Origin of the sequence: Microbulbifer agarilyticus (genome assembly GCF_020171345.1) — a bacterium.
Lineage (GTDB): Bacteria > Pseudomonadota > Gammaproteobacteria > Pseudomonadales > Cellvibrionaceae > Microbulbifer > Microbulbifer agarilyticus_D.
On sequence record NZ_JAIUZM010000001.1, the window covers coordinates 452,514 to 474,161 of the forward strand.

The window sequence follows — 21,648 nt, forward strand, 5'->3', positions numbered from 1 at the left end:
ACCTCCGGGCAACGAGCCCAAACCACCCCTACCCATATCCCAAGCCCCCCCAAATACTTGAACCCACAGCCCTTAGAAAGCTATCTTGCAACTCAAGTCGACAAAGAAAAGGCGAGCTTCATGTCCGATGTCTGTGCACAAAATGGTCTGCGTTCCGTAGAAACCGCCAAACAGATGCTGATCGATAGCATCGAGCCCATTACCGCAACAGAGACAATCCCCCTCGCTCAGGCATGCGGCCGGGTGCTGGCTGAACCGGTACTGGCAGCGCTAGACCTACCCCCTTGCGACAACTCCGCCATGGACGGCTACGCCCTGTGCGGGGACCACCATAGTTATACCCTGATCGGCAAAAGCCTCGCCGGGCACCCCTTCAACGGCGCACTCGAACCCGGCCAGGCCACCCGCATCACCACCGGCGCCGCCGTACCTGCCGGCGCCGACCGCGTACAGATGCAGGAAAATTGCAGCATTGAAGCCGACCAGCTCACCATGAGCCGCCCCGCCAGGCCCGGCGAAAATATTCGCCGCCGGGGCGAAGACGTCCACACCGGCCAAAGCCTGGTGCCGGTAGGTGCAAAAATTAAAGTCCCACACATCGCCCTGCTCGCCGGCGCCGGTGTGGCGGAAATCATCGTACACCGCAAACTGAAAGCCGCCCTGCTTTCCATCGGCGATGAACTCAAGCCCATCGGCACCCCAGTATCTGAACTCGGCGACGGCGACATTTACGATAGCAACCGCATTGCCCTGCACGCCGCACTGGAACAACTGGGTGTCGACATCCTCGACCTCGGCTGCTGGCCAGACCAACCGGAAACAATCCGCGAGGCATTTGTCGAGGCCCGGGACAACGCCGACTTCGTGATTACCAGCGGCGGCGTATCCGTGGGCGAAGCCGACTTCACCAAAACCGTATTACAGGAACTCGGCGAAATCGGCTTCTGGAAACTCGCCATCAAACCGGGCAAACCCTTCGCCTTCGGCCGCCTGCCCAAGGATCAGGGCGAAACGCTGTTCTTCGGCCTGCCCGGCAACCCCGTTTCTGCGATTGTCACGCTGGATCAGCTGGTGGTACCGGCGCTGGAAAAACTGCGGGGCACTTCCGCAGAGCACCGCCACCCACCGCTTCAGACACGCGCGCGCCTATTGAACAACATTCGCAAGCGCCCTGGCCGCACCGACTACCAACGCGGCTTTACCTATTGCGACAGCGACGGTATTCAGGTGGTGGAAACCCGAGGCATTCAGGGCAGCCACATTCTCTCAGGCTTCGCCGCCGCCAACTGTTTTGTGGTGCTGCCCCGTGAAGGTGGTGATTGTGAGACCGGCGACTGGGTCACCATAGAACCGTTCAACGCGCCGCTAAAATAGACCCGCGGCGCCGATGCTATACTCCGCGGCCTGAAATGCTCTCCGTCTAAAACAACTCCACAAGAAGTACCATGAGCCGCAGCCGCTACGAGAAATTTAAACAGGTGCTCCGCCAGCGCCAGCACGACATGACCCTGCTCACCGACCAGGTGCACAAGGGCCAGAACATCTCCGCCATGCTGCGCACCGCCGACGCTGTCGGCATCCCCGAAATCCATATGGTGCAACCCAGCTACGGCCACCTGCTGTATCACAACACCGCCGGTGGCAGCGGCCGCTTCACCGGCAATGCCGTCTACCCCGATATCGAATCCGGCATGGTCGAACTCAAGAACCGCGGCATGCACCTTTATGCTGCGCACTGGTCCGACCGTGCCATCGACTTTCGCGCAGCCGACTACACCAAGCCCTTTGCCCTGATCATGGGTGCCGAAAAACAGGGTCTGAGCGATTACGCCGCAGAGTTTGCCGACGACCATGTCACCATTCCCATTATTGGTATGGTTGAGAGTTACAACGTGAGCGTGGCCGCTGCGATCATTCTGCAAGAGGCGATGCATCAGCGCCAAAAAGCCGGCATGTATGAAGATAAGGTGCTGGATGAAGAAGATCCGGCCATCAAAGATATTCTGTTCCGCTGGATGCATCCGAAAATGGTGAAGTACTGCGAGAAGCACAACTTGCCATTTCCGGAACTAGATGAAGACGGCGATATCATTCCACCGAAAGACCTGAAGTACCGACAGCCCGGCCAATAGCAAACGGCTCGACGCGAAGGCGACGTAGCGGGCGAGGGTGTTCAGGAGCGTCGGCGACAGGGACGTCGCCGACGCAGTGTACATGGATGTACTTGCAACGGTCCTGAACACCCTCGCCCGCTGCTTCGCCGCCACACAACCAGCAAGCCACCGCGGCCCATTGCGCCCCCTCCCCTATCCAACTAACCTTGGCTCACTATTTCCAAGACCAAGCATTCCTCAGGGAGGACGCAATGCATACCGAAGCAATCGAATACTATATCGACGACGAGTCCTTTACCGGCTACCTGGCCTACGACGACAGCATTGAAGGCGAGCGCCCCGCTATCCTCCTGCTGCACGAATGGTGGGGCATGAATGACTTCACCCGCGAAGAAGCCGAACGCCTCGCCGCCGAAGGGTTCACCGCCTTCGCCCTCGATATGTACGGCACCGGAGTAAGCGCCGACAACCCCAGCGACGCCGGCGCCCTGATGACCAAAACCATCGAAACCGAAGGCGCACCGCTGAAACGCTTCCAGGCCGCCCTCGACCTCATCAACGCCCACCCAACCGTGCAAGCAGGCCAGGTCGCTGCCCAGGGTTACTGCTTCGGCGGCGCCGTTGCCCTCACCATGGCCCGCCTCGGTCTGCCACTCAAAGGCGTTGTTAGCTTCCACGGCGCGCTGGAAAGCGACATCAAAGTAAAAGCCGGTGACATCACTGCCGAGCTGCAGGTCTATACCGGTGGCGACGACGCCATGATCCCCGCAGAGCACGTGGCCAATTTTGTACAGGAAATGCAAACCGCCGGCGTGCGCTTCGACGTAACCAGCTACCCTGGTGTACAACACGGCTTCACCAACCCGGCGGCTACCGCGCGTGGTGAAAAATTTGGCATCCCGTTGAAATACGATGAAGCGGCCGCCAACGACGCCTACGAAGGTGCCGTAAACTTCTACAACAAAATCTTCCAGCAGTAAGTACTGCCTCCCGCCCTTCCCTATTTCATCATTTGGGGCGGCTGGCAGTGGCGGCCGCCTTACCCTTCAGGGACAATAGCCACTGCATTCTGCACTGCCAGTCATTCCAAAGGGGGAAGCGTGCAACCCATCATTTCAATCACCGGCGTGGGCAAAACCTACGCCGGAGGTTTTACCGCGCTCAAGTCTGTCGATCTTGAGATTAATTCCGGCGAGATCTTCGCTTTACTCGGCCCCAATGGCGCCGGCAAAACCACGCTGATCAGCATCATCTGTGGCATCGTCAATCCAACCAGCGGGCGGGTCACCGCCGACGGCCACGATATCCAGCGAGAATTCCGCGCGGCGCGCAGTAAGATCGGCCTGGTACCTCAGGAGCTTTCTACCGACTCCTTCGAGAGCGTATGGAACACCGTCAGCTTTAGTCGTGGCCTATTTGGCAAAGCGCCCAACCCCCAACATATTGAAAATATCCTGCGTCAACTGTCCCTGTGGGATAAAAAAGACAGCAAAATCATGGCGCTATCCGGTGGCATGAAGCGCCGTCTGATGATCGCCAAGGCGTTATCTCATGAACCCTCGATCCTGTTCCTCGACGAACCGACCGCCGGTGTGGATGTGGAATTGCGTCGCGACATGTGGGAAATGGTACGCGGCCTGCGTGAAAGTGGTGTAACCATCATACTGACGACCCACTACATCGAAGAAGCCGAAGAAATGGCAGACCGTATCGGCGTGATCAATCATGGCGAACTGGTGCTGGTAGAGGAAAAGCACGAGCTGATGCAAAAGCTCGGCAAGAAACAGCTGACCATCCACCTGCAAAACCCGATCAGCGAACTGCCGGAAGAACTCAAAGAGTTTGAACTGGATATCGCCGACGAAGGTAATCAACTGATTTACACCTTCGACACGCAGCACGAGCACACCGGCATCGCCACCCTGCTGCGCGCACTCAACCAGCAGGGTATGGAGTTTAAGGACCTGCACTCCAGCGAAAGCTCGCTGGAAGAAATTTTCGTCAGCCTGGTGCACCAGAACCAGGATGAACGCCAAAGTGCCGGGTAAAAATAGCCGGGTGAAAGAGGAAGTAGCAACGTGAATATTTATGGCATCCGCGCCATCTACCAGTTCGAAATGGCCCGCACCGGCCGTACCCTGATGCAAAGCATCGCCTGGCCGGTCATTTCCACCTGTCTGTACTTTATCGTGTTCGGCACGGCCATCGGCAGCCGCCTGGGAGAAATCGAAGGCGTCAGCTACGGGGCGTTTATTATTCCCGGGCTGATCATGCTATCGCTGTTATCGGAGAGTATTTCGAATGCCTCCTTCGGCATCTTTTTTCCGAAGTTCTCGGGTACGATTTATGAAGTGCTATCGGCGCCGGTGTCCGCGTTTGAAATTGTGGCCGGCTATGTGGGTGCCGCAGCAACTAAGTCTGTGGTCATCGGCATCCTGATTTTGATCACCGCGCGCTTTTTTGTGGACTATGAAATCGCCCATCCATTCTGGATGTTCGGATTTCTGTTGTTAACCGCGATCACTTTCAGCATGTTCGGTTTTATCATCGGTATCTGGGCCGACGACTTCCAGAAACTGCAGATAATCCCATTGATGGTCATCACGCCCCTCACATTTCTCGGCGGAGCCTTTTACTCCATCAATATGTTGCCGGAGTTCTGGCAGAAGGTAACCCTGTTTAACCCCGTGGTGTACCTGATCAGCGGTTTCCGCTGGGCGTTCTACGGAGTGTCCGATGTCAATGTGGGGATAAGTCTGGGGATGACCCTGTTTTTCCTGTTCGCCTGCCTAGCTGGTATCTGGTGGATTTTCCGCACCGGCTACAAGATTCGCTCCTGATCCAATCGGCAGCAACAAAAAAGCCCGCGTTTTTTTCGCGGGCTTTTTACATTCTGGTCTCTGCCGATTGCTTATACGGACTGCTTATGCCGACTGCTTATTCCGACTGCTTATTCCGACTGATAGGCACGCATAAACACGCGCACGACTTCCGTCACATGCTGGGCGATTTCCTCCCGCGACGGTGGCGCGGCACAACCAATGATGATCTGAATGTGGGTGCAGCCACCCTGTAACATGCCAAAAAACACTTCAGCGGCCCGTTCCGGGTCCGGCACTTGCATCTGACCAAGCTCCACCGCCCGATTAAGGAAGCGAATCATCTCATTGCGTGTGCGCACCGGGCCGGCCTCATAGAACAGGTTGGCCATGGTCTGGTCCTGAGCCCCCACCGCACTGATTAATCGCATCAGCTGCAGTGAATCTTCGTGGTAGAGCATCTCTAGAAACGCTTCGCCAATCGCCTGCAGCCTGGACGACAGCTGCGCGCTCGCGTCCAGGGTAAACATTGCCTCCGGCATCTGACTACCGCACTTGGCCTCTACCGCTGCGCAAAACAGCGTTTCCTTGTCGGAGAAGTGACTGTACACCGTCAGCTTGGAAACACCGGCCTGCGCCGCCACCGCGTCCATGCTGGTACCGGTAAAGCCGTGGGCAAGAAACAGGGTCTTGGCCGCATTCAGGATCGCCTGTCGTTTGACGGGGTCCTTGGGGCGACCGCGGCTGACTGGTGCGTCGGTCGAACTGGATAGATTCTGTTCACTCATGGTTCTAGTTCATTGCCGTCGTGCTCGTGCACTTCCCGCTATTCGAGCAGCCGGGTCGGTCATTCAGGTTGAAGTACGCGCTCGCCTCCACCGAATTAGTGGACTCACGAGTTTAATATACTTACTATACTCTTCAGTTCATTAAAGGCCAGTTTACTACAGGCTTGGCCACTCAAGCTCAAATCGAACGCTTCCATATCGTGACAGATATCCTGATAGGTATCTTGATAGGTAGCAATGGGCGCCGTTGTGGCGTGGTAGACAACTGTACCAGTTTCCACAGTGATCCCCACCACCTGTCACCACGGCGCCCAGTGATTCACAAGGAATGAGGTACTCATGCGCCGCGCTCTCACGCACCCAGGCTACGCACTCAAGTTCTCCAGCCTGTTGCTGGGCTCCCTAATACTGGTCGCCTGCTCTGCACCGGAAAACAGCGAGACCATGCCGCCACGCCCGGCGATCGTGGTACAACCCAAGGCGTCTGGCAGCCAACTGGCTGTCTACCCCGGTGAAGTCCACGCCCGACATGAATCTGCACTGGCGTTTCGCGTGGGCGGTGCGGTCACCCGTCGCCTGGTAGAAACCGGACAGCGAGTAAAGCAGGGACAACCCCTTGCCGAGCTCGACGCCCAGGACCTGAACCTGCAGCGAGATGCGGCCAGAGCGCAACTACAGGCCGCGCAAACTGAAAACCGCAATGCGAGTGATGAGCTGGCGCGCTATCGCGACTTGCTGGAGCGCAAACTCATTGGTGAATCGCAGTTCGATGCGGTCAATACCCGCCACGACAGCAGTGTTGCACAGCTGGAACACGCCCGCGCCCAGCTGCAGGTGGCAAAAAACCAGGCGGCCTACGCAGTGCTCAAGGCGCCCAGCAATGGCGTAATCACCCGCCGCAGTGTCGATGCCGGACAGGTGGTAAGTGCCGGACAAACGGTATTTGTGCTGGCCGCAGACGGGGAGCGCGAAGTGCGTATCGACTTGCCGGAACACGAGGTGACCCGCTTTGCGGTGGGTCAGCCCGTCTCCATCGAGTTGTGGTCAGCGCCCGGCGCGCCGATTAATGGCACTGTGCGCGAGCTGTCCCCCGCCGCCGAAGCGGGGCTGCGCACCTTCGAAGCGCGTATCACTTTGTCCCGGGGCGCCGACAGTGCGGCAAATCACCCTGCGCCAAAGCTCGGACAGAGCGCCCGCGTTTTCGCACGCACCAGCAGCGTGCGCCCGACACAGCGTCTGCCCATGTCCGCCATTACCGCGGAAGGCGCGGATCCCTATGTATGGCGTATGGACCCGGAGCATTTCACCCTGCACAAGGTGGCCGTCACCATTGCCAACTACGGCCACGTAGATGCCGAGGTTATTTCCACGCTCAGCCCGCAGGACTGGATCCTTGCCGCAGGTACCCAGCTGGTTCGCGAGGGACAGCGAGTGCGCCCTGTCGACCGGCACAACCGCCCCATTGAGGCCGATAATCGTATCGCCCACCAGCAATAACTGTTTGCGGAAGAAACTTATTCCCTGCTAACCATCCGCCGTAGCGGACGACCGGAAACCCTAAGATGCGATTCAACCTTTCCGAGTGGGCACTCAATAACCGACCACTGGTGCTCTACGCCATGATCATCCTCGGGGTGATCGGCACCATTTCTTATACTCAGCTCGGCCAAAGTGAAGACCCGCCGTTTACCTTCAAGGTGATGGTGGTTAATACCCAGTGGCCGGGGGCCAGTGCTGAGGAAGTGTCCCGCCAAGTCACCGAGCGCATCGAGAAAAAGCTGATGGAGACCGGGGACTTCGAGCGCATCACGTCCTTCTCCCGGCCGGGGCAATCTCAGGTCATGTTTGTCGCTCGGGAAAGCCTACACTCGGATAAGATCCCAGATCTCTGGTATCAGGTACGGAAAAAGGTTGGCGACATTCGCCATACCCTGCCACCGGATATTCAGGGGCCCTTTTTCAACGACGAGTTCGGCACCACCTTCGGCAACATCTACGCACTTACCGGCGCAGGCTTTGATTATGCGCTGATGAAAGACTATGCCGACCGCTTGCAGCTGGCACTTCAGCGTATCGACAATGTCGGCAAGGTCGAACTGTTGGGGCTGCAGGACGAGAAAATCTGGGTAGAAATCTCCAATACCAAGCTGGCGTCACTGGGTATTTCCTTATCCCAGGTGCAGTCTGTATTGCAGGCGCAAAACCAGATGGCGGATGCCGGCATTGTCGAAGCCGTCAGTGATCGCGTGCGGATACGCGTCAGTGGCCAATTTCGCAGCGTCGAAGAAATTCGCCAGTTCCCCATTCACGCCAACGGGCACACACTCACACTCGGCGATATCGCCAGGGTAGAGCGCGGCTTCAGCGACCCACCCCAGCCACGCATGCGCTTTATGGGTGAGGATGCCATCGGTATTGCCGTATCGATGAAAGACGGCGGCGATATCTTGCAACTGGGCGAACATCTCGATGCCGCAGTAATTGAGCTGCAACAGAGCCTGCCCATTGGCCTAGAACTCAGAAAGGTATCCGATCAGCCGGCCGCAGTAAAAAGTGGCGTGGGCGAATTCGTCAAAGTTCTGATCGAGGCTCTGGTGATCGTGATGCTGGTGAGCTTTTTCTCACTGGGTTTCCGCACCGGTCTTGTAGTGGCACTATCGATTCCGCTGGTGCTGGCAATGACCTTCGCACTGATGAACTATTTCGACATCGGACTGCACAAGATTTCTCTCGGCGCACTGGTACTCGCGCTCGGCCTGATGGTGGACGACGCCATCATCGCAGTAGAGATGATGGCGATTAAAATGGAGCAGGGCCTCAGCCGTATCAAGGCGGCCGGCTTTGCATGGACCACAACCGCGTTCCCGATGTTAACCGGAACCTTGATTACCGCAGCGGGCTTCCTGCCTATTGCCACCGCCCAGTCCGGCACCGGTGAATACACCCGCTCGATTTTCCAGGTGGTTACCATTTCCCTGCTGGCTTCCTGGGTCGCGGCAGTAATTTTTGTCCCCTATCTGGGCAACCGCCTGTTACCCGAGCGCGGCGGCCACAAAACAAGTGACCATGTTGACCCGTATAGCCAGCCCTTCTATCTGCGCTTCCGTCGTGTCCTGCACTGGTGCCTGTACTACAGAAAGACGGTTTTACTACTGACCGCGCTACTTTTCTTCGGAGCAATTTTTCTGTTCCGTTTTATACCCCAGCAATTTTTCCCGTCCTCCGCACGTTTGGAGTTGATCGTTGATCTAAAACTCAACGAAGGGGCATCGCTGTATGCCACCGAGGAACAGGCTCTGCGCCTGGAAACACTCCTGTCGCAACACCCTCAGGTCGAAAATTATGTAGCCTATGTGGGCTCCGGATCGCCACGCTTTTATTTGCCACTGGATCAGCAATTGCCCGCGGCCAGTTTTGCCCAGTTTGTAGTGCTGACCCGCAATGTGGAGGAGCGCGAGCAGGTCCGCGCCTGGTTGATTGCAACGCTGAGTGAGCAGTTCGCTGAGGTGCGCACCCGCGTAACTCGCCTCGAAAATGGCCCCCCAGTGGGTTATCCGGTGCAGTTCCGAATTTCCGGAGAACACATTGGCGAAGCGCGCCGTGTCGCCCGCGAAGTCGCAGCCGTTGTACGCGACAATGATGCACTCACCAATGTCCACCTGGATTGGGAAGAACCGAGCAAGGTAGTCAACCTCGCGGTGGATCAGGCACGGGCACGCCAAATGGGTGTAACCAGCGCTTCCCTGTCTCAAGCTCTGCGCGGTTCACTGTCTGGTACCGAAGTAGGCCAATATCGTGAAGATAACGAACTGATCACGGTGGCGGTGCGCGGTGAAGAGCGCGAGCGACAGGCACTGGCACAACTGGGGAATCTGGCGGTGCAAACCGATAATGGCAATTCACTGCCGCTCAATCAGATTGCCACTCTGGATTACGGCTTCGAGGAAGGCATTATCTGGCGCCGCGACCGACTTCCCACCGTCACCGTACGCGCAGATATCTACGGTACTCAGCAGCCAGCCTCCGTAGTCGCCGAACTCTGGCCGCAACTTCAGCACCTGCGTGACTCACTGCCACCGGGCTACCTGCTGGAGGTCGGTGGTAGTGTGGAAGAATCTGCGCAGGGGCAGGACTCGGTCAATGCGGGTATGCCGTTATTTGTCTTGGTGGTGTTTACCTTGCTGATGCTACAGCTGCGCAGCTTCTCCCTCTCCACCATGGTGTTTCTCACCGCACCGCTTGGAATAGTCGGGGTCACCCTGTTCCTGCTGCTGTTTAACAAACCATTTGGCTTTGTGGCGATGCTCGGCACCATCGCGCTGGCGGGGATGATCATGCGTAACTCGGTGATTCTGGTGGATCAGATCGAGCAGGACAAAGGCCAGGGACTCTCTGTATGGGACGCTATCGTCGAGTCCACCGTACGCCGCTTCCGCCCGATCGTGCTCACCGGGTTGACCGCGGTGCTGGCGATGATCCCGCTCTCGCGCAGCGACTTCTTCGGCCCCATGGCGGTCGCGATTATGGGAGGGCTCATCGTGGCAACGGCGCTGACACTCCTGTTCTTACCGGCGCTCTACGCCGCCTGGTATCGGGTCAAGCGGCCGAATAGCAATACCCCGTCTATAGCGTCAGCCGAGACACCATCAATCGAGCCGGCAAGCTAAACAAAAGACTAAACAAAAGACCAACCAAACAAAGAAAAAGAGCCAAGAATCCGCGATTCTTGGCCCTTTTTTATCACCTTTTTCTACTGCCCGATTACTGCTGCTTGATCGAGTCGTAGACAATTCCGGTCCACACATCGGGCTTCATAAAGCCCTGGCCGTATTTTTCATCAAACTCCTTGGTGGGGTTTGCCGCAATGACTTCTTCTTTGCTCATGCCCTTGTCCACCAGCGCCTTGATATTGCCTTTCAATTTCACCAGCAAGTCGTGGTAGCTCTGCAGTCCTTTCTTATCCGTGAGCGGTCCGTGCCCAGGAATGATGCGCGTGTTGTCATCAGACATCTCGATCACTTTGCGCGCATTTTCGATCACGCCGTCCAGCACACCGCCCGCGGAAAGATCCACATAGGGGTAGCTACCATTGAAGAAGGTATCGCCCATATGGATCGCGTTGGCATTTTTGAAATGGATGATCGAGTCGCCATCGGTGTGTGCCGGGCCCACATGCTGCACACGCACTTCATCGCCGTTCCAGTAGAAGGTGGTGGCATCGGTGAAGGTAATTACCGGTAGCGCATCCGCCGGGGCCGGCGGGGTGGTACGGTCCCACAGCTTGGTGAACTGTTCGGTACTCATGCGTTTGCGCACATTCTCGTGGGCAACAATCAGCGCACCCGCCTTACCCATATTTTCGTTACCACCGGTGTGGTCGCCATGCCAGTGGGTATTGATCACAAAGCGCAGGGGCTTATCGGTGAGCTTCGCCACCTCCGCGAGAATTTTTTCACTCAGCGGAGCGAACTGATCGTCCACCATAAACGCACCATCCTCCCCCACAAACAGTCCGATATTGCCACCGAGGCCGGTCAGCATATACAGGTTTTCAGCGACAGGTTCGGATTTGATCTCCACCTTGGAAAAGTCGCGCTGTGCCTGCGCGGACATGGCCGTGCTCAAGCTTAAACCGAGCGCCGCCAGCCTGACTAAAAACGCTTTCTTCATTGATTCATCTCCTCAAATTCCTGTAGCTCTTCAATTATTTTTTGTAGGCGATCCGGTCTGTCGGTCATGATCCCATCCACCCCCAGGGCGATGAGCCGGCGCATCTCTGGCTCATCGTTAACGGTCCAAACATCCACACGGACGCCGCGGAATTGTGCCTGCTGCACACTTCTAGGGTCTACCAATGTGATGCCTGAATACCTTACCGGTAGGTGCAGTGCCTGATAGCGAGGGCTCAACAGACGGAACAGCTGCAGCTTACTGGCCGCGACAAAGGCTCTCACTTCGTGAGATCCTGCCCCGGTGGCCACCTGTGGACAATCGCGGCGAAATGCGTCTATCGCTTCCTGGTGAAAGGAGGAAACAATCACCAGGTTACTTTTCTGGAAAGATTGCAGTTTTTGACAGAGCAAACCCGCGGCTTCCGCCTGCGGTGTTTTCAGCTCAACAATCATCGGGTAGCGCGGGTAGGCCTCGAATACCTGGTCGACCGTAAGGATGCGTTGGGGGTTCTCCCGGTAGGGATAGCTGCTGCCATCCTTGGTCCAGTTGTAAGCCACGTTCAACTGACGCAGTTGTGCCAGGGTTTTATCGCGAATCGCACCCCGTCCGTCCGTAGTCCGGTCTACGGTGTCATCGTGCATCAGCACCAGTGCACCGTCCGCCGTCAGATGCACATCCATCTCCAGCACATCGACCTTCAAAGCGGCCATCTGTTCGAGGAAAATCTCGGTATTGCCCGGGAACAGGCCCTTGCCGGAATCGTCCGCATGGGCAATCACCAGCGGTCGGCGAAACCCTTCCTGTTGGTAACTGGGGAACTGCAGACCAGTGTCTGGCGCAGGGCGTGCGGCCAGAAAGCGCCAGCCAAGAAATAGCAAAGCCGCCAGAACCAGTAGTAACAACAGGCGTTTAAGCATTTTCGGACAAATCACTCGCGGCCACACGTGCGGCGCGCTGTTCACGCCAACGCAGCAAGAGTGCCTCTAACCAGAGAGGGAAGAAAATCACGATGTCGTAAACCCGCACCAGCATGCCGCCTACACCGGTAACCGCTGCGCCGGTGAGCCGCAGCGTCATCGACAGAAGACGCAGGGCAAACGCAGAAACCACCCCAACTACCGTACGTAAAGACAGCACGAAGCGCTCCAGAGGAATCGCCATAAACGCGAGCGCAAAGGGCAAGAAAAACCCCATTCCCATTTGAACCGCCACGGTGATCCAGTGCACTTCGCTCACTACCGCATCGCTGCCGGCGAGCGCTGCACTCTGGATAAGATCCTGTTGCAACAAGATATCCCGCATATAAGCAAGGCCGGCCTCCATGGTGGCGAAGAGCACCAGCAGGACAAGCGCCGTCGACTTTATACAATTGCGTAATTTGTCCGCGAGTGCACTGACACCAGGAAACATGCGGGTAATGCGCAGGCTCTCCATGACCAGCACGCCCAGCGAGATCTGCATAAAGATAATCACCAGCGCAGAAATGTCGGCCAGCTTGAAGGCACCGAGGGAGCTGGCGCTGCCGACTATTTCTGCCATCGGGCGGGCAATCAGGTGAAAGTTCACCAGGACACCGCCGGCGACCATGGCCAGCACCAGTGTCGCGATGAAAAACTGAATGAGTGACGAGGAAGACAAGCTACGCAGGGCGCGGTCGCTACCCTGCAGAATTTCCTCATAGCGCGACATATGCCCGTCGATGGCTTTGGAACGCTGCTGCACCGTGGTCACGGTTTTGTGCATATCCCCAAGACTGGTAAGAATGCCTCGCCAGCCCGGCATCATGCGCTTTAACAGCAGGTGACGTTCACGCGCGGACTCCCGGTAGGCTTCCAGCGCGCGGCCTTCCGCCTTGCGCATGGAGCCATGGATCGTCTCCAGCACATCCCCAACCACGCCGTCGTGTTTGGAAGGGATTTCTGCGACCGCCTTGATGGCTTTGGCCCAGTTAGTGGGCTCGGGAGGGACCTCGGCGCTACGAACATAATCTTCGTCGATCGTGGTGAGCTGCTCGCACAAACGCCGGTGCAGGGATGGATACTGGGCGAGATCTTTTTTCATCGCCCCTTCAATACGGCCAAAGTCCCGCTCAAGCTGTCGCTCAGTCGCCTCGCGTCCGGCGGCCAGCAGAACCTCACGATTGCGCAGTTGCAGACGCGCCTCCGCTGCCGCAACGGCATTGGCCCCAAGCCGCAGGGACTGGTGAAAAAAGCGCGCCAATGCGTAGATGCCCTGATGGGCCGGTGTGCGCGCCAGAAACAGCGCAACCAGTGCGATGACAAACCACATCCACGGCGGCAAATTTTGGAATAACTCGGCCATGGTACAACGTCCTCCCTGCTGACTGGCAGCAATGATTGTTGGATGCACAGACCTAAGTACTGCTGTTTAAGTCCTGGTTTAAGTCCTGTTGGATAACTTCGCTTTATTCGATTTGGGCCCGGGTAACACCCCATGCTATCAAGTGCCGCGAAAGGATTCTCGTGCACCACGCCACAAATGCGGCAAAAGGCGAATATGCGCGATTAATCCACCCAGGCGAAGACGTGAAGCACACGAAATGTGGCTTTTGACGCCAAAATAGGCGGTGTGTCGACATGTGCAGAGCAATAGAGCGGTCGATCGAGCCGTTTGCTAAAGCGCAGAATGACTAGGGCCTCCAGCACCGCCTCAAAAACCAGTAGCGCGACCAGATCCGGCCACAGCTCCAGAATATCTACGCCCCGCAACATGATTCCGCGAATCAGGCGCACAAAGTGGCTAAACGGTAATGTCTCTGCGAGCCCCGGCACCACGTTGGGTATCTCATTGAAAATGAGAACGTTGATCCAGGTAGGCGCATACCGCCAGCACATGAAACGCTCTCTCATTGAAAAATAAATTTTGTCAAAAACGCCATAACAAAAAATATTCTCTAAAAACTACAGATACTTGAGGATTCACGGGTTCTCGTTTCGAAGAAGTACGCAGGGAGGATAAATAATCCAGCTTCTGTCATCAGATTGCGCCGACTTTCCGGGAAATCCGTCTACACTCCATACAAATTTCTCAGGGATTGAGATTTTCCACGTAAGTGGATTGGCATATTTTCCTCCCGGCACGAAGAAGTGGGCTCGCACCACAACATGCAGTAAATTAAGACACATCGGCGAGGAATTTAGGAAGACGCATTTTTTGCCTGATTTAACACCCCAGGCATCCCTTCCCACATGCTCATATTCCTGAGACTCCTTGAGTTAATTATGGGGTCATCTATGCCGATTCTCTTTTTGAGCGATGCCGGCCTTCATGGGGATTTGCTGTTCTCTCTCATTTCAGAGTCACTGCCATTTAACTGGGAAAAATCGGAATTTGGAAAACAAAAGCACTGCCTGCAAAACTACGATGTAATCGTCGTAAATTGTTTTGGCCTTTCCTCCCAACCCATCCCCGGGAAAGAGTTTCACTATTTAAAGGACTTGGAACACTCGCGCGTCCTACTCATCAACCTTCCCGATGATTTGCCTGCCCACGTCACCACACCGCTGGAAGAACGCAAGTTTGTTTTCCTCTGTGATCACCGTACCGGACAACAGGAACTGGTGAGCAAACTGGCCGCCAGCATCCAGAGCTCCCAGCTTCAAAATGACTCCGACTCACGATCAAGGCTGCTGTTAACCAAACGGGAGCAAGAGATCCTCGCTCAGCTCACTACGGGAGAGCCCAACAGTATTATTGCCTCGCGCCTGCACTTGAGTGAGCACACGGTAAAAAACCATATGTACAACATCTTTCGCAAGATTGGCGTGAAGAACCGGCTACAGGCGAGCAACTGGGCAAAATTGCACCTGCAAGTTGAACGAATATGAGAACCACTGTCGCGCTTTGCATTTTGCTAATGACGCCGCAGCCTGCCGTATCTCAGGAGGATAACGGCACCCTGGAAGATCAGGTTGTAGCAGAAGATAGTGCGGCCATCGAAGACGAGATCAGCGGATTCAATATCGACCAGACAATTACCCGCACAGGGCATGATTTCGCGAGGTTTATGAGTGAGTACCGCAACCTGAATTATCCAGACAGCGACTACAACCTCACGATTCAGGAGCGCCCTTCCGCGCGCTGGGGCAACCTGATTTGGATCACCTACAACAACAAAACCGTGTTTCGGCGCTTTATCAGCCCCAGTACAAACAATATCCGCCAATTGGCAGAAGAAGCGTCGCAGATGATTCACGAAATGGTATTACAGGAAAAGGTACGGGCGGCCTTTACCGATCACTTTGATTTAGGCAAGGACGAACTCTGATGATAATCAAAATAATGCATCAACTGACATTCATTGCTGGCATCGCACTGGGCGGCAGCACACTTGCTACCGAATTGATCTATGAACCGACTAACCCAAACTTTGGTGGCAACCCACTGAACGGCACCTTTCTGCTACAGAATGCCCAATCCCAGGATGATCACGACGACCCGGATAGCCCGGCAGACCTGTACCAGCAACCCAGTGCACTGGACCGTTTTACCGACTCACTGGAAACCCGCCTGCTTAATCAGTTGCTGACCGATGTCGGCGATGGCAATAGCGGTGAATTGATCACCGACGATTTCATCGTCCAGATTGTGGATAACGATGGTGTGTTGACGGTACTGATTACCGATCGATCCACTGGAGACAAAAGTGAAATTGTAGTGAGCGGATTAAACCCGACAAATTGATATCCCATTACACGACCAACGAAACGAACCCACTGACGTCAATCATAAATAGGCAAAAGCTATCAGTGCCAACTAGATGCATCCTGGACTGATCCGCAATCCGAATAATCGCGAATAATATTGGAGACAAGCGTGATGTTTACTAGAGGTTTCAGACTCGTCGCCACCCTTTCGTTTGTGCTCGCCTTGAGTGGCTGTGTTCTGGTGAAGCAAACGGGCGAGGCCCTGTTTGGACCTGGCATTCAGGATGCGAAGCTGACACCGCGTAAGAACACCTTCCGTGACCTGCTCGGCTTGCCGCAGCCCAGAGGAAAAATACTCGCGGCGGTGTACAACTTTCGCGATCAAACAGGCCAGTACAAACCCGCCCCCTCCAGTAGCTTCTCTACCGCGGTTACCCAGGGTGCAGCGTCGATGCTGATGAATGTGCTGAACGAATCCGGATGGTTCATTCCACTGGAGCGCGAAGGGCTTCAGAACTTACTGACGGAGCGCAAGATTGTGCGTGCGGCATTGGCCAAGCCTAACGCACCGGAAAACAATCTGGTGCTGCCCTCACTGGTAGCCGCCAATATTCTGCTCGAAGGCGGCATCGTCGCCTATGACACCAATATCCGTACCGGTGGTGCCGGTATCCGTTATTTCGGTATCGGCGCGGACGAGCAGTACCGTGTGGACCAGGTGACCGTAAACCTGCGCGCCGTCGACATTCGCTCCGGCCGCGTCCTTCACTCGGTGTTGACTTCGAAAACGGTGTACTCAAAGGCCATTAGTGCGGACGTATTCCGTTACGTGAAGTTCAAGCGCTTGCTGGAGATAGAAGTGGGTACCACCACCAACGAACCGGCTCAGCTTGCCATGTTGTCGGCAATGGAGTCGGCAGTGATCCACCTGATCAGCCAGGGCATCGTGGCTAACTCCTGGGCACTGGATAACCCCGAAGATATTAATAACCCGGTTCTGCAGTACTACCTGAACGAAGGTACGGCCATCTTGTAGATCGCGTTTTTTCCCGATGCTCGGTCACTAAAAAAATCAAAGAGAAAATATCCATGAATCTCTGGCACGCCAAGTTTGCTAGCCCTTACTCGAGGTATGTTTCGATTTTCATGCTGGCACTTCCCGGTTCACTGATGGCGCAGGAAATCGAAAGTACAGTGTCCGAACTTTCGACGCTCAGTGAACTCGATGTGTCATTCGGTTTTTCTGCCGCCAATATCGCCAATATCTATCAGGAAGGAAATTTCAACCAAGTTTCTGCGAAGCAGACTGGCACAGTAAACTTTCTCTCTGTGCAGCAGGTGGGCTTCAACAATTTAGTGGTCGCCAATCAGGTCGGTGACGGCAACAGTAGCATCACCACCCAGGCTGGCGAGGGTAATATCGCTGCACTACTTCAAGCGGGCTATGAAAATTTGATTCTGCTGGAACAGGTGGGCTATGCACATACTGCCGGTATCACCCAGTACGGTGTGCGTAACTCGGCCACCGTGGAGCAGGTAGGGCTTAATCACAACGTCACCATCAACCAGCGCGGAAACGGCCTGAGCACCGCGGTTACCCAGACCGGTATTTCCATGAGCACGACAATTAATCAATATGACTAGTCACGCCCTCTCGCGCCTTCAAGACAGTTCGATAGCGAGCGCGCTCACACCCGCGGCTACAATTGCCCTGGTGGCTGCGGCCACGTTGCTTCCTTATCCGCCCCTAGTGCAAGCTGAACAAAATACGGTGTATCAGTACCAGGAGGGACTGGATAACTTTGCTCTTATCCAGCAGCAGTTTTTTAATACTGTGGATAACCAGCTGGAGCAGGATCAGGAAGGCTCGCAAAACACGGTCGAAGCAACACAGAAACAGGAGAGCGGCAGCCTAATCCAGCAGCAACAGGACGGCATTTTTAATAAAGCCTATGCACAGCAACAATACGGCACTGGAAATACAACGCACAGTCTACAGGTTGGCACAGAGAATCGCGTAACCAGCCTACAATCCGTTTCCTATAACAGCCGCGTACAGGTGCAGCAGGGCGGCTTCGGCAACGAGGCCCATGCGCAACAACTTGATGGCAATTTCAATGATTTGCGCATCCGACAAGTCGGCATACAGAATCGCGCGGAAATTCAGCAAACCAGTGCGTTTTATGCGAGAAGCTTTATCGAACAGCGGGGCAATGACAACACGACCACGGTTACGCAAACCGGCATAGCACAGCTGTCAATTTCAGTGCAGGAGGGAGCGTTTAACAAGAGCGTGGTTCAACAGTCTGGTGCACTGCATGCGTCCGATGTATTTCAAGATGGGCTGGCCAATCAGGCATCCCTATTACAGGCAGGTGACGACAATCAAATCAGCGCCCGCCAGAGCGGTAATTTCAACCAGCTGATGATTGAACAGCGTGGCGCCATTGGCCTTGGGGGAAATCACCAGACGATCATAAGCCAGTCGGGTACGCTTAACGCAACTGCTGTTACCCAAACTGGTATTTCTTCCAGTGCCACAGTGACCCAGTACGGTGTGGGTAATTCGGTGTCGCTCAGCAACTAATCCGCAACCAGTCAGCAACTAAGTGCGTAAGCGACGCTGAGTTTTTCTACGGTCACCCGAGTTGCCCTTCTGGCAGATATTCCCTTCGTAAAAATCCTTTTTTGCGCCATAACTGCGCTATTCAGTTATGAGTGCGTATTTTCCAGAATTATTGCTGATTAAAAAATTGTACTTTTTTCCTAGATTTTAATGACTTCCCTCCTATAGCGCCCCTCCTTTCGAGCATCAACACTCAAGTACAAGGTGATTATTTTTTAGCCTTTTCGGGCCAACTCATGATGACCTGCACGATCAACATTATGGACCGCGCCAATGCTCGGAGGCACCTGCCTTGAATCTCATATTTGCGCGGGCACCGAACCTCAAGAACTTGGGCAGTGACGCCTCATGAATACGTGGAACAAGTTTCAACGTGAGGCTTCGTGCCGAGGTACATGGCGCCGGCATACCGTCGCGCCATGTTAATCAGCTTCCAAGGGCTGATTGTATTTAACGTCCGAAGTAAAGGAGCAACTCATGAAGACGTTTACCCCGATTGCGGCTGCAATCTTGCTCGCTGTCAGCGGTTCTGCTTTTGCAGGGAACAATACCGCTACAACGCTGCAAAACGGTGTTGGTAACAACGCCAATGTGAACCAGACGGGTCTTCTCACCAACAACAATACTGTGATGCAGGTGCAAACCGGTTTCTTCAATAGTGCCGACGCCTCCCAATCCGCCGAGAATGGCAGCATGATTATGCAAACCCAGTTGGGTGCGCTGAACTACGCTTCCTCCACTCAAACGCTCGGCCTCAGTAACACTGCATCGGTTTTGCAGGTGGGTATCGCTAACACCGCGAAAACCAAGCAAACCGCATCCGGTTTATCCTCAGCCTCAATCGTGCAAACTGGCTTCCTGAACTGGGCCAAAGTAGCGCAAACAGTGAGCCTACTGAGCTCCGCATCCATCAGTCAAAATGGTATTGGCAACAGCGCCAAAGCCGTACAATTCCTTAGTCTGGCTAACACCTCGGTGATTAATCAGAACGGTGCGTTAAACAACGCAGACTCCTGGCAATCGGGGATTATGCAGACGTCCAGCATTACGCAATTGGGCCTCGGTAACGATGCGGACACACGCCAGATTGGTCTGTTTAACGACGCAAACATTCTACAGGACGGCCTCGGCAACCAAGCTGACGTGTCTCAGCTGGGCGCTGCAAACTCAGGTAGTACCTCGCAGTTTGGTTTCTTCAACGACAGCTACATCGGCCAGGTTGGTGTAGGCCACATGGCAACCACCACTCAGGTTGGTGCGTTCAACAACGCGCTAGTAGGCCAGTTCGGCCTTGTTGGCGATACCGCGATGGCCACCCAGATGGGTGTCGGTAACAACGCGGTGATCTTCCAGTAATTCTGCGAATCCGCGTTTAACGGCGAGCGGCTAAACCAGCCGCTCGTTCGCTATTTAACGACACAGGAAACCACCCACGCTATTTCAAAAAATTCCTTTCGATGTGGGAAGTGAGGGAGTTCAAATGAAGCATCTAGCGCATATCAGCACCGCCGCGATGCTCGCAGTAAGCAGCGCGGCGATGGCCGATTCCAATACAGCATGGCTGACTCAGACAGGTGTCGGCAATACCGCAAGCGTGGATCAGACCGATGCGGCCGCGATGGGCAATACCATTCACCAGACACAAACCGGCTTTTTCAATCAGGCACATGCGATGCAGGTTGGTGAAACCGGCAGCGTCATTTATCAGACCCAAGAAGGGTCACTGAATGATGCTTACTCGCTGCAGTCATATGGCGCAAACAACTTTAGCGATATTCAGCAGCAGGGCTTTGCCAACACGGCAAACACCCTGCAAGTGGGATCGTTCAACAGTAGCGCCGTGATCTCGCAGCAGGGCACCGGTAATAACGCGCGTATTGATCAGGCGGCCGGTACGGATAACACCGCGATCATCCAGCAGAATGGTCTGGTACACAATGCGTACATCGGTCAGTTCTTTAGTGCCGACTCCACGGCCTATGTATATCAGGAGGGTACCGGGAACGATGCCGCAATTCTCCAGGGCGGCATTGGCCACACGGCAATGGTCAACCAGGCTGGTGCAGCCAACAATGCAACCATTACCCAGGTAGGTTTCTACAACCATGCCGTAGTGACCCAGAACGGCTTTGGAAATGATGCCTACATTACCCAGTTTGGCCTGTATAGCAGCGCATCCATCACCCAGGATGGCGCCCTGAACCACGCCAGTATCCTGCAGCAGGGGCTCGGTGGGCACAACGCGATGATTAGCCAGAGCGGTAGCCTGAACAACGCCATGGTGATCCAGAGCGGGCTGTCCGAGACTGCCATTGTCACCCAGGTTGGCGTAGGCAATCAGGCGGTGATTTTGCAGTAGTTCTCGCTAGCGCTTTCTGCAGAGCAAAAACAAACAAGGCGGCCAATGGCCGCCTTGTTTTATCCACAACAGAAAAAATCAGATGTGTTCGACGGAGTCGATCTCGTACTCCACCGCGCCGGACGGGGTGTTCACCACAGCGATATCCCCCTCTTCCTTACCAATCAAGGCGCGCGCAATCGGTGAGTTCACAGAAATTTTCTTCTGCTTCACATCCGCCTCATCGTCACCGACGATTTTGTAGGTTACTTCGCTGTCATCTTCCATATGGATGATGGTCACGGTGGTGCCAAAGATCACTTTACCGGAGGGCTCGATGGCTTTGACATCGATAACCTGTGCCAGGGACAACTTGGCTTCAATTTCCTGAATGCGACCTTCGATGAAACCCTGCTTCTCACGGGCAGCGTGGTACTCGGCGTTTTCTTTCAGGTCGCCGTGCTCGCGGGCTTCGGCGATCGCCTGTACAACGGCGGGGCGCTGCACCTTCTTCAGGTCTTCCAGTTCGATGCGCAGTGCTTCGGCGCCTTCAACGGTCATAGGTACGCGGTTCATGGGGAACCTCCAGAATCTCAATATTTCACGGCGCCCAGGGAGCAACC

General features: G+C 55.3%; 21 protein-coding genes. 15 read left to right on the top strand and 6 right to left on the bottom strand.

What is annotated here, in order from left to right; all coding sequences use genetic code 11:
* The first annotated feature begins 120 nt into the window (after positions 1 to 120).
* The 5 genes from moeA to LCM31_RS01770 all read left to right on the top strand — a co-directional run bounded on the left by moeA (position 121) and on the right by LCM31_RS01770 (position 4,954).
* The gene (gene moeA, locus LCM31_RS01750) at positions 121 to 1,374 is read left to right on the top strand and encodes a molybdopterin molybdotransferase MoeA (RefSeq protein WP_224867028.1); all 1,254 of its coding nucleotides are present in this window, start codon (positions 121 to 123) and stop codon (positions 1,372 to 1,374) included.
* Between the two features lie 71 nt (positions 1,375 to 1,445).
* On the top strand, positions 1,446 to 2,132 hold the full coding sequence (gene trmH, locus LCM31_RS01755; protein WP_224867029.1) for a tRNA (guanosine(18)-2'-O)-methyltransferase TrmH: 687 nt from the start codon (positions 1,446 to 1,448) through the stop codon (positions 2,130 to 2,132).
* 233 nt (positions 2,133 to 2,365) lie between these two features.
* Positions 2,366 to 3,094 (top strand): dienelactone hydrolase family protein, encoded by a 729-nt coding sequence (locus tag LCM31_RS01760; protein WP_222230055.1) that lies wholly within the window; start codon positions 2,366 to 2,368, stop codon positions 3,092 to 3,094.
* Between the two features lie 120 nt (positions 3,095 to 3,214).
* On the top strand, positions 3,215 to 4,162 hold the full coding sequence (locus tag LCM31_RS01765) for an ATP-binding cassette domain-containing protein (protein ID WP_224867030.1): 948 nt from the start codon (positions 3,215 to 3,217) through the stop codon (positions 4,160 to 4,162).
* Positions 4,163 to 4,192: 30 nt separating this feature from the next.
* Positions 4,193 to 4,954 (top strand): ABC transporter permease, encoded by a 762-nt coding sequence (locus LCM31_RS01770; RefSeq protein ID WP_224867031.1) that lies wholly within the window; start codon positions 4,193 to 4,195, stop codon positions 4,952 to 4,954.
* 110 nt (positions 4,955 to 5,064) lie between these two features.
* On the opposite strand, the gene LCM31_RS01775 is transcribed toward LCM31_RS01770, so the two are convergent.
* Complete coding sequence (locus LCM31_RS01775) at positions 5,065 to 5,721, bottom strand: TetR/AcrR family transcriptional regulator (RefSeq protein ID WP_224867032.1); 657 nt, start codon at positions 5,719 to 5,721, stop codon at positions 5,065 to 5,067.
* Between the two features lie 339 nt (positions 5,722 to 6,060).
* On the opposite strand from LCM31_RS01775, the gene LCM31_RS01780 reads away from it, so the two are divergent.
* Both LCM31_RS01780 and LCM31_RS01785 read left to right on the top strand, forming a co-directional pair.
* A complete protein-coding gene (locus LCM31_RS01780) occupies positions 6,061 to 7,218 on the top strand; it encodes an efflux RND transporter periplasmic adaptor subunit (RefSeq protein ID WP_224867033.1) in 1,158 nt (385 codons plus the stop codon).
* A gap of 65 nt (positions 7,219 to 7,283) precedes the next feature.
* Entirely contained in the window at positions 7,284 to 10,388 is a 3,105-nt protein-coding gene (locus tag LCM31_RS01785) for an efflux RND transporter permease subunit (RefSeq protein WP_224867035.1), read from the top strand.
* Positions 10,389 to 10,482: 94 nt separating this feature from the next.
* On the opposite strand, the gene LCM31_RS01790 is transcribed toward LCM31_RS01785, so the two are convergent.
* The 4 genes from LCM31_RS01790 to LCM31_RS01805 form a co-directional block, all read right to left on the bottom strand.
* The gene (locus tag LCM31_RS01790; protein ID WP_224867036.1) at positions 10,483 to 11,391 is read right to left on the bottom strand and encodes an MBL fold metallo-hydrolase; all 909 of its coding nucleotides are present in this window, start codon (positions 11,389 to 11,391) and stop codon (positions 10,483 to 10,485) included.
* On the bottom strand, positions 11,388 to 12,311 hold the full coding sequence (locus LCM31_RS01795) for a glycerophosphodiester phosphodiesterase (RefSeq protein WP_224867038.1): 924 nt from the start codon (positions 12,309 to 12,311) through the stop codon (positions 11,388 to 11,390). The genes LCM31_RS01790 and LCM31_RS01795 overlap by 4 nt, the downstream gene beginning before the upstream one ends.
* Complete coding sequence (locus LCM31_RS01800) at positions 12,304 to 13,716, bottom strand: hypothetical protein (protein WP_224867040.1); 1,413 nt, start codon at positions 13,714 to 13,716, stop codon at positions 12,304 to 12,306. The genes LCM31_RS01795 and LCM31_RS01800 overlap by 8 nt, the downstream gene beginning before the upstream one ends.
* Before the next feature lie 203 nt (positions 13,717 to 13,919).
* Positions 13,920 to 14,249 carry a P-loop NTPase family protein gene (locus tag LCM31_RS01805; protein WP_224867042.1) on the bottom strand — a complete coding sequence of 110 codons (330 nt, stop codon included), beginning with the start codon at positions 14,247 to 14,249 and terminating at the stop codon, positions 13,920 to 13,922.
* 354 nt (positions 14,250 to 14,603) lie between these two features.
* Between LCM31_RS01805 and LCM31_RS01810 the strand changes: the two genes are divergently transcribed.
* From LCM31_RS01810 to LCM31_RS01845, 8 genes are all read left to right on the top strand, one after another.
* The gene (locus LCM31_RS01810) at positions 14,604 to 15,242 is read left to right on the top strand and encodes a helix-turn-helix transcriptional regulator (RefSeq protein WP_224867044.1); all 639 of its coding nucleotides are present in this window, start codon (positions 14,604 to 14,606) and stop codon (positions 15,240 to 15,242) included.
* Positions 15,243 to 15,271: 29 nt separating this feature from the next.
* Positions 15,272 to 15,682 (top strand): curli production assembly/transport protein CsgE, encoded by a 411-nt coding sequence (locus tag LCM31_RS01815; RefSeq protein ID WP_224867046.1) that lies wholly within the window; start codon positions 15,272 to 15,274, stop codon positions 15,680 to 15,682.
* Positions 15,682 to 16,098: a curli assembly protein CsgF gene (locus LCM31_RS01820; protein ID WP_224867047.1), complete on the top strand. Its 417-nt coding sequence runs from the start codon at positions 15,682 to 15,684 to the stop codon at positions 16,096 to 16,098. The genes LCM31_RS01815 and LCM31_RS01820 overlap by 1 nt, the downstream gene beginning before the upstream one ends.
* 135 nt (positions 16,099 to 16,233) lie before the next feature.
* Positions 16,234 to 17,097 carry a CsgG/HfaB family protein gene (locus tag LCM31_RS01825; protein ID WP_224868636.1) on the top strand — a complete coding sequence of 288 codons (864 nt, stop codon included), beginning with the start codon at positions 16,234 to 16,236 and terminating at the stop codon, positions 17,095 to 17,097.
* Between the two features lie 53 nt (positions 17,098 to 17,150).
* On the top strand, positions 17,151 to 17,705 hold the full coding sequence (locus LCM31_RS01830; protein WP_224867049.1) for a hypothetical protein: 555 nt from the start codon (positions 17,151 to 17,153) through the stop codon (positions 17,703 to 17,705).
* Between the two features lie 127 nt (positions 17,706 to 17,832).
* Positions 17,833 to 18,648, top strand: coding sequence for a hypothetical protein (locus LCM31_RS01835; protein ID WP_224867051.1), 816 nt, complete (start codon positions 17,833 to 17,835; stop codon positions 18,646 to 18,648).
* Between the two features lie 516 nt (positions 18,649 to 19,164).
* Positions 19,165 to 20,043, top strand: coding sequence for a hypothetical protein (locus LCM31_RS01840; protein WP_224867053.1), 879 nt, complete (start codon positions 19,165 to 19,167; stop codon positions 20,041 to 20,043).
* A 124-nt stretch (positions 20,044 to 20,167) separates the two neighbouring features.
* A complete protein-coding gene (locus LCM31_RS01845; protein WP_224867054.1) occupies positions 20,168 to 21,046 on the top strand; it encodes a hypothetical protein in 879 nt (292 codons plus the stop codon).
* Positions 21,047 to 21,124: 78 nt separating this feature from the next.
* On the opposite strand, the gene greA is transcribed toward LCM31_RS01845, so the two are convergent.
* Positions 21,125 to 21,601, bottom strand: a complete 477-nt coding sequence (greA, locus tag LCM31_RS01850) for a transcription elongation factor GreA (protein ID WP_222230029.1) — start codon at positions 21,599 to 21,601, stop codon at positions 21,125 to 21,127.
* Positions 21,602 to 21,648: the final 47 nt, after the last annotated feature.

Coding starts and splice junctions, on each gene's coding strand:
- LCM31_RS01805 (WP_224867042.1), bottom strand. CDS start 14,249: ATGTGCTGGCGGTATGCGCCTACCTGGATCAACGTTCTCATTTTCAAT.
- LCM31_RS01845 (WP_224867054.1), top strand. CDS start 20,168: ATGAAGCATCTAGCGCATATCAGCACCGCCGCGATGCTCGCAGTAAGC.
- greA (WP_222230029.1), bottom strand. CDS start 21,601: ATGAACCGCGTACCTATGACCGTTGAAGGCGCCGAAGCACTGCGCATC.
- LCM31_RS01790 (WP_224867036.1), bottom strand. CDS start 11,391: ATGAAGAAAGCGTTTTTAGTCAGGCTGGCGGCGCTCGGTTTAAGCTTG.
- LCM31_RS01840 (WP_224867053.1), top strand. CDS start 19,165: ATGAAGACGTTTACCCCGATTGCGGCTGCAATCTTGCTCGCTGTCAGC.
- LCM31_RS01775 (WP_224867032.1), bottom strand. CDS start 5,721: ATGAGTGAACAGAATCTATCCAGTTCGACCGACGCACCAGTCAGCCGC.
- LCM31_RS01800 (WP_224867040.1), bottom strand. CDS start 13,716: ATGGCCGAGTTATTCCAAAATTTGCCGCCGTGGATGTGGTTTGTCATC.
- LCM31_RS01795 (WP_224867038.1), bottom strand. CDS start 12,311: ATGCTTAAACGCCTGTTGTTACTACTGGTTCTGGCGGCTTTGCTATTT.
- LCM31_RS01785 (WP_224867035.1), top strand. CDS start 7,284: ATGCGATTCAACCTTTCCGAGTGGGCACTCAATAACCGACCACTGGTG.
- trmH (WP_224867029.1), top strand. CDS start 1,446: ATGAGCCGCAGCCGCTACGAGAAATTTAAACAGGTGCTCCGCCAGCGC.
- LCM31_RS01815 (WP_224867046.1), top strand. CDS start 15,272: ATGACGCCGCAGCCTGCCGTATCTCAGGAGGATAACGGCACCCTGGAA.
- LCM31_RS01825 (WP_224868636.1), top strand. CDS start 16,234: ATGTTTACTAGAGGTTTCAGACTCGTCGCCACCCTTTCGTTTGTGCTC.
- LCM31_RS01820 (WP_224867047.1), top strand. CDS start 15,682: ATGATAATCAAAATAATGCATCAACTGACATTCATTGCTGGCATCGCA.
- LCM31_RS01830 (WP_224867049.1), top strand. CDS start 17,151: ATGAATCTCTGGCACGCCAAGTTTGCTAGCCCTTACTCGAGGTATGTT.
- LCM31_RS01810 (WP_224867044.1), top strand. CDS start 14,604: ATGCTCATATTCCTGAGACTCCTTGAGTTAATTATGGGGTCATCTATG.
- moeA (WP_224867028.1), top strand. CDS start 121: ATGTCCGATGTCTGTGCACAAAATGGTCTGCGTTCCGTAGAAACCGCC.
- LCM31_RS01760 (WP_222230055.1), top strand. CDS start 2,366: ATGCATACCGAAGCAATCGAATACTATATCGACGACGAGTCCTTTACC.
- LCM31_RS01780 (WP_224867033.1), top strand. CDS start 6,061: ATGCGCCGCGCTCTCACGCACCCAGGCTACGCACTCAAGTTCTCCAGC.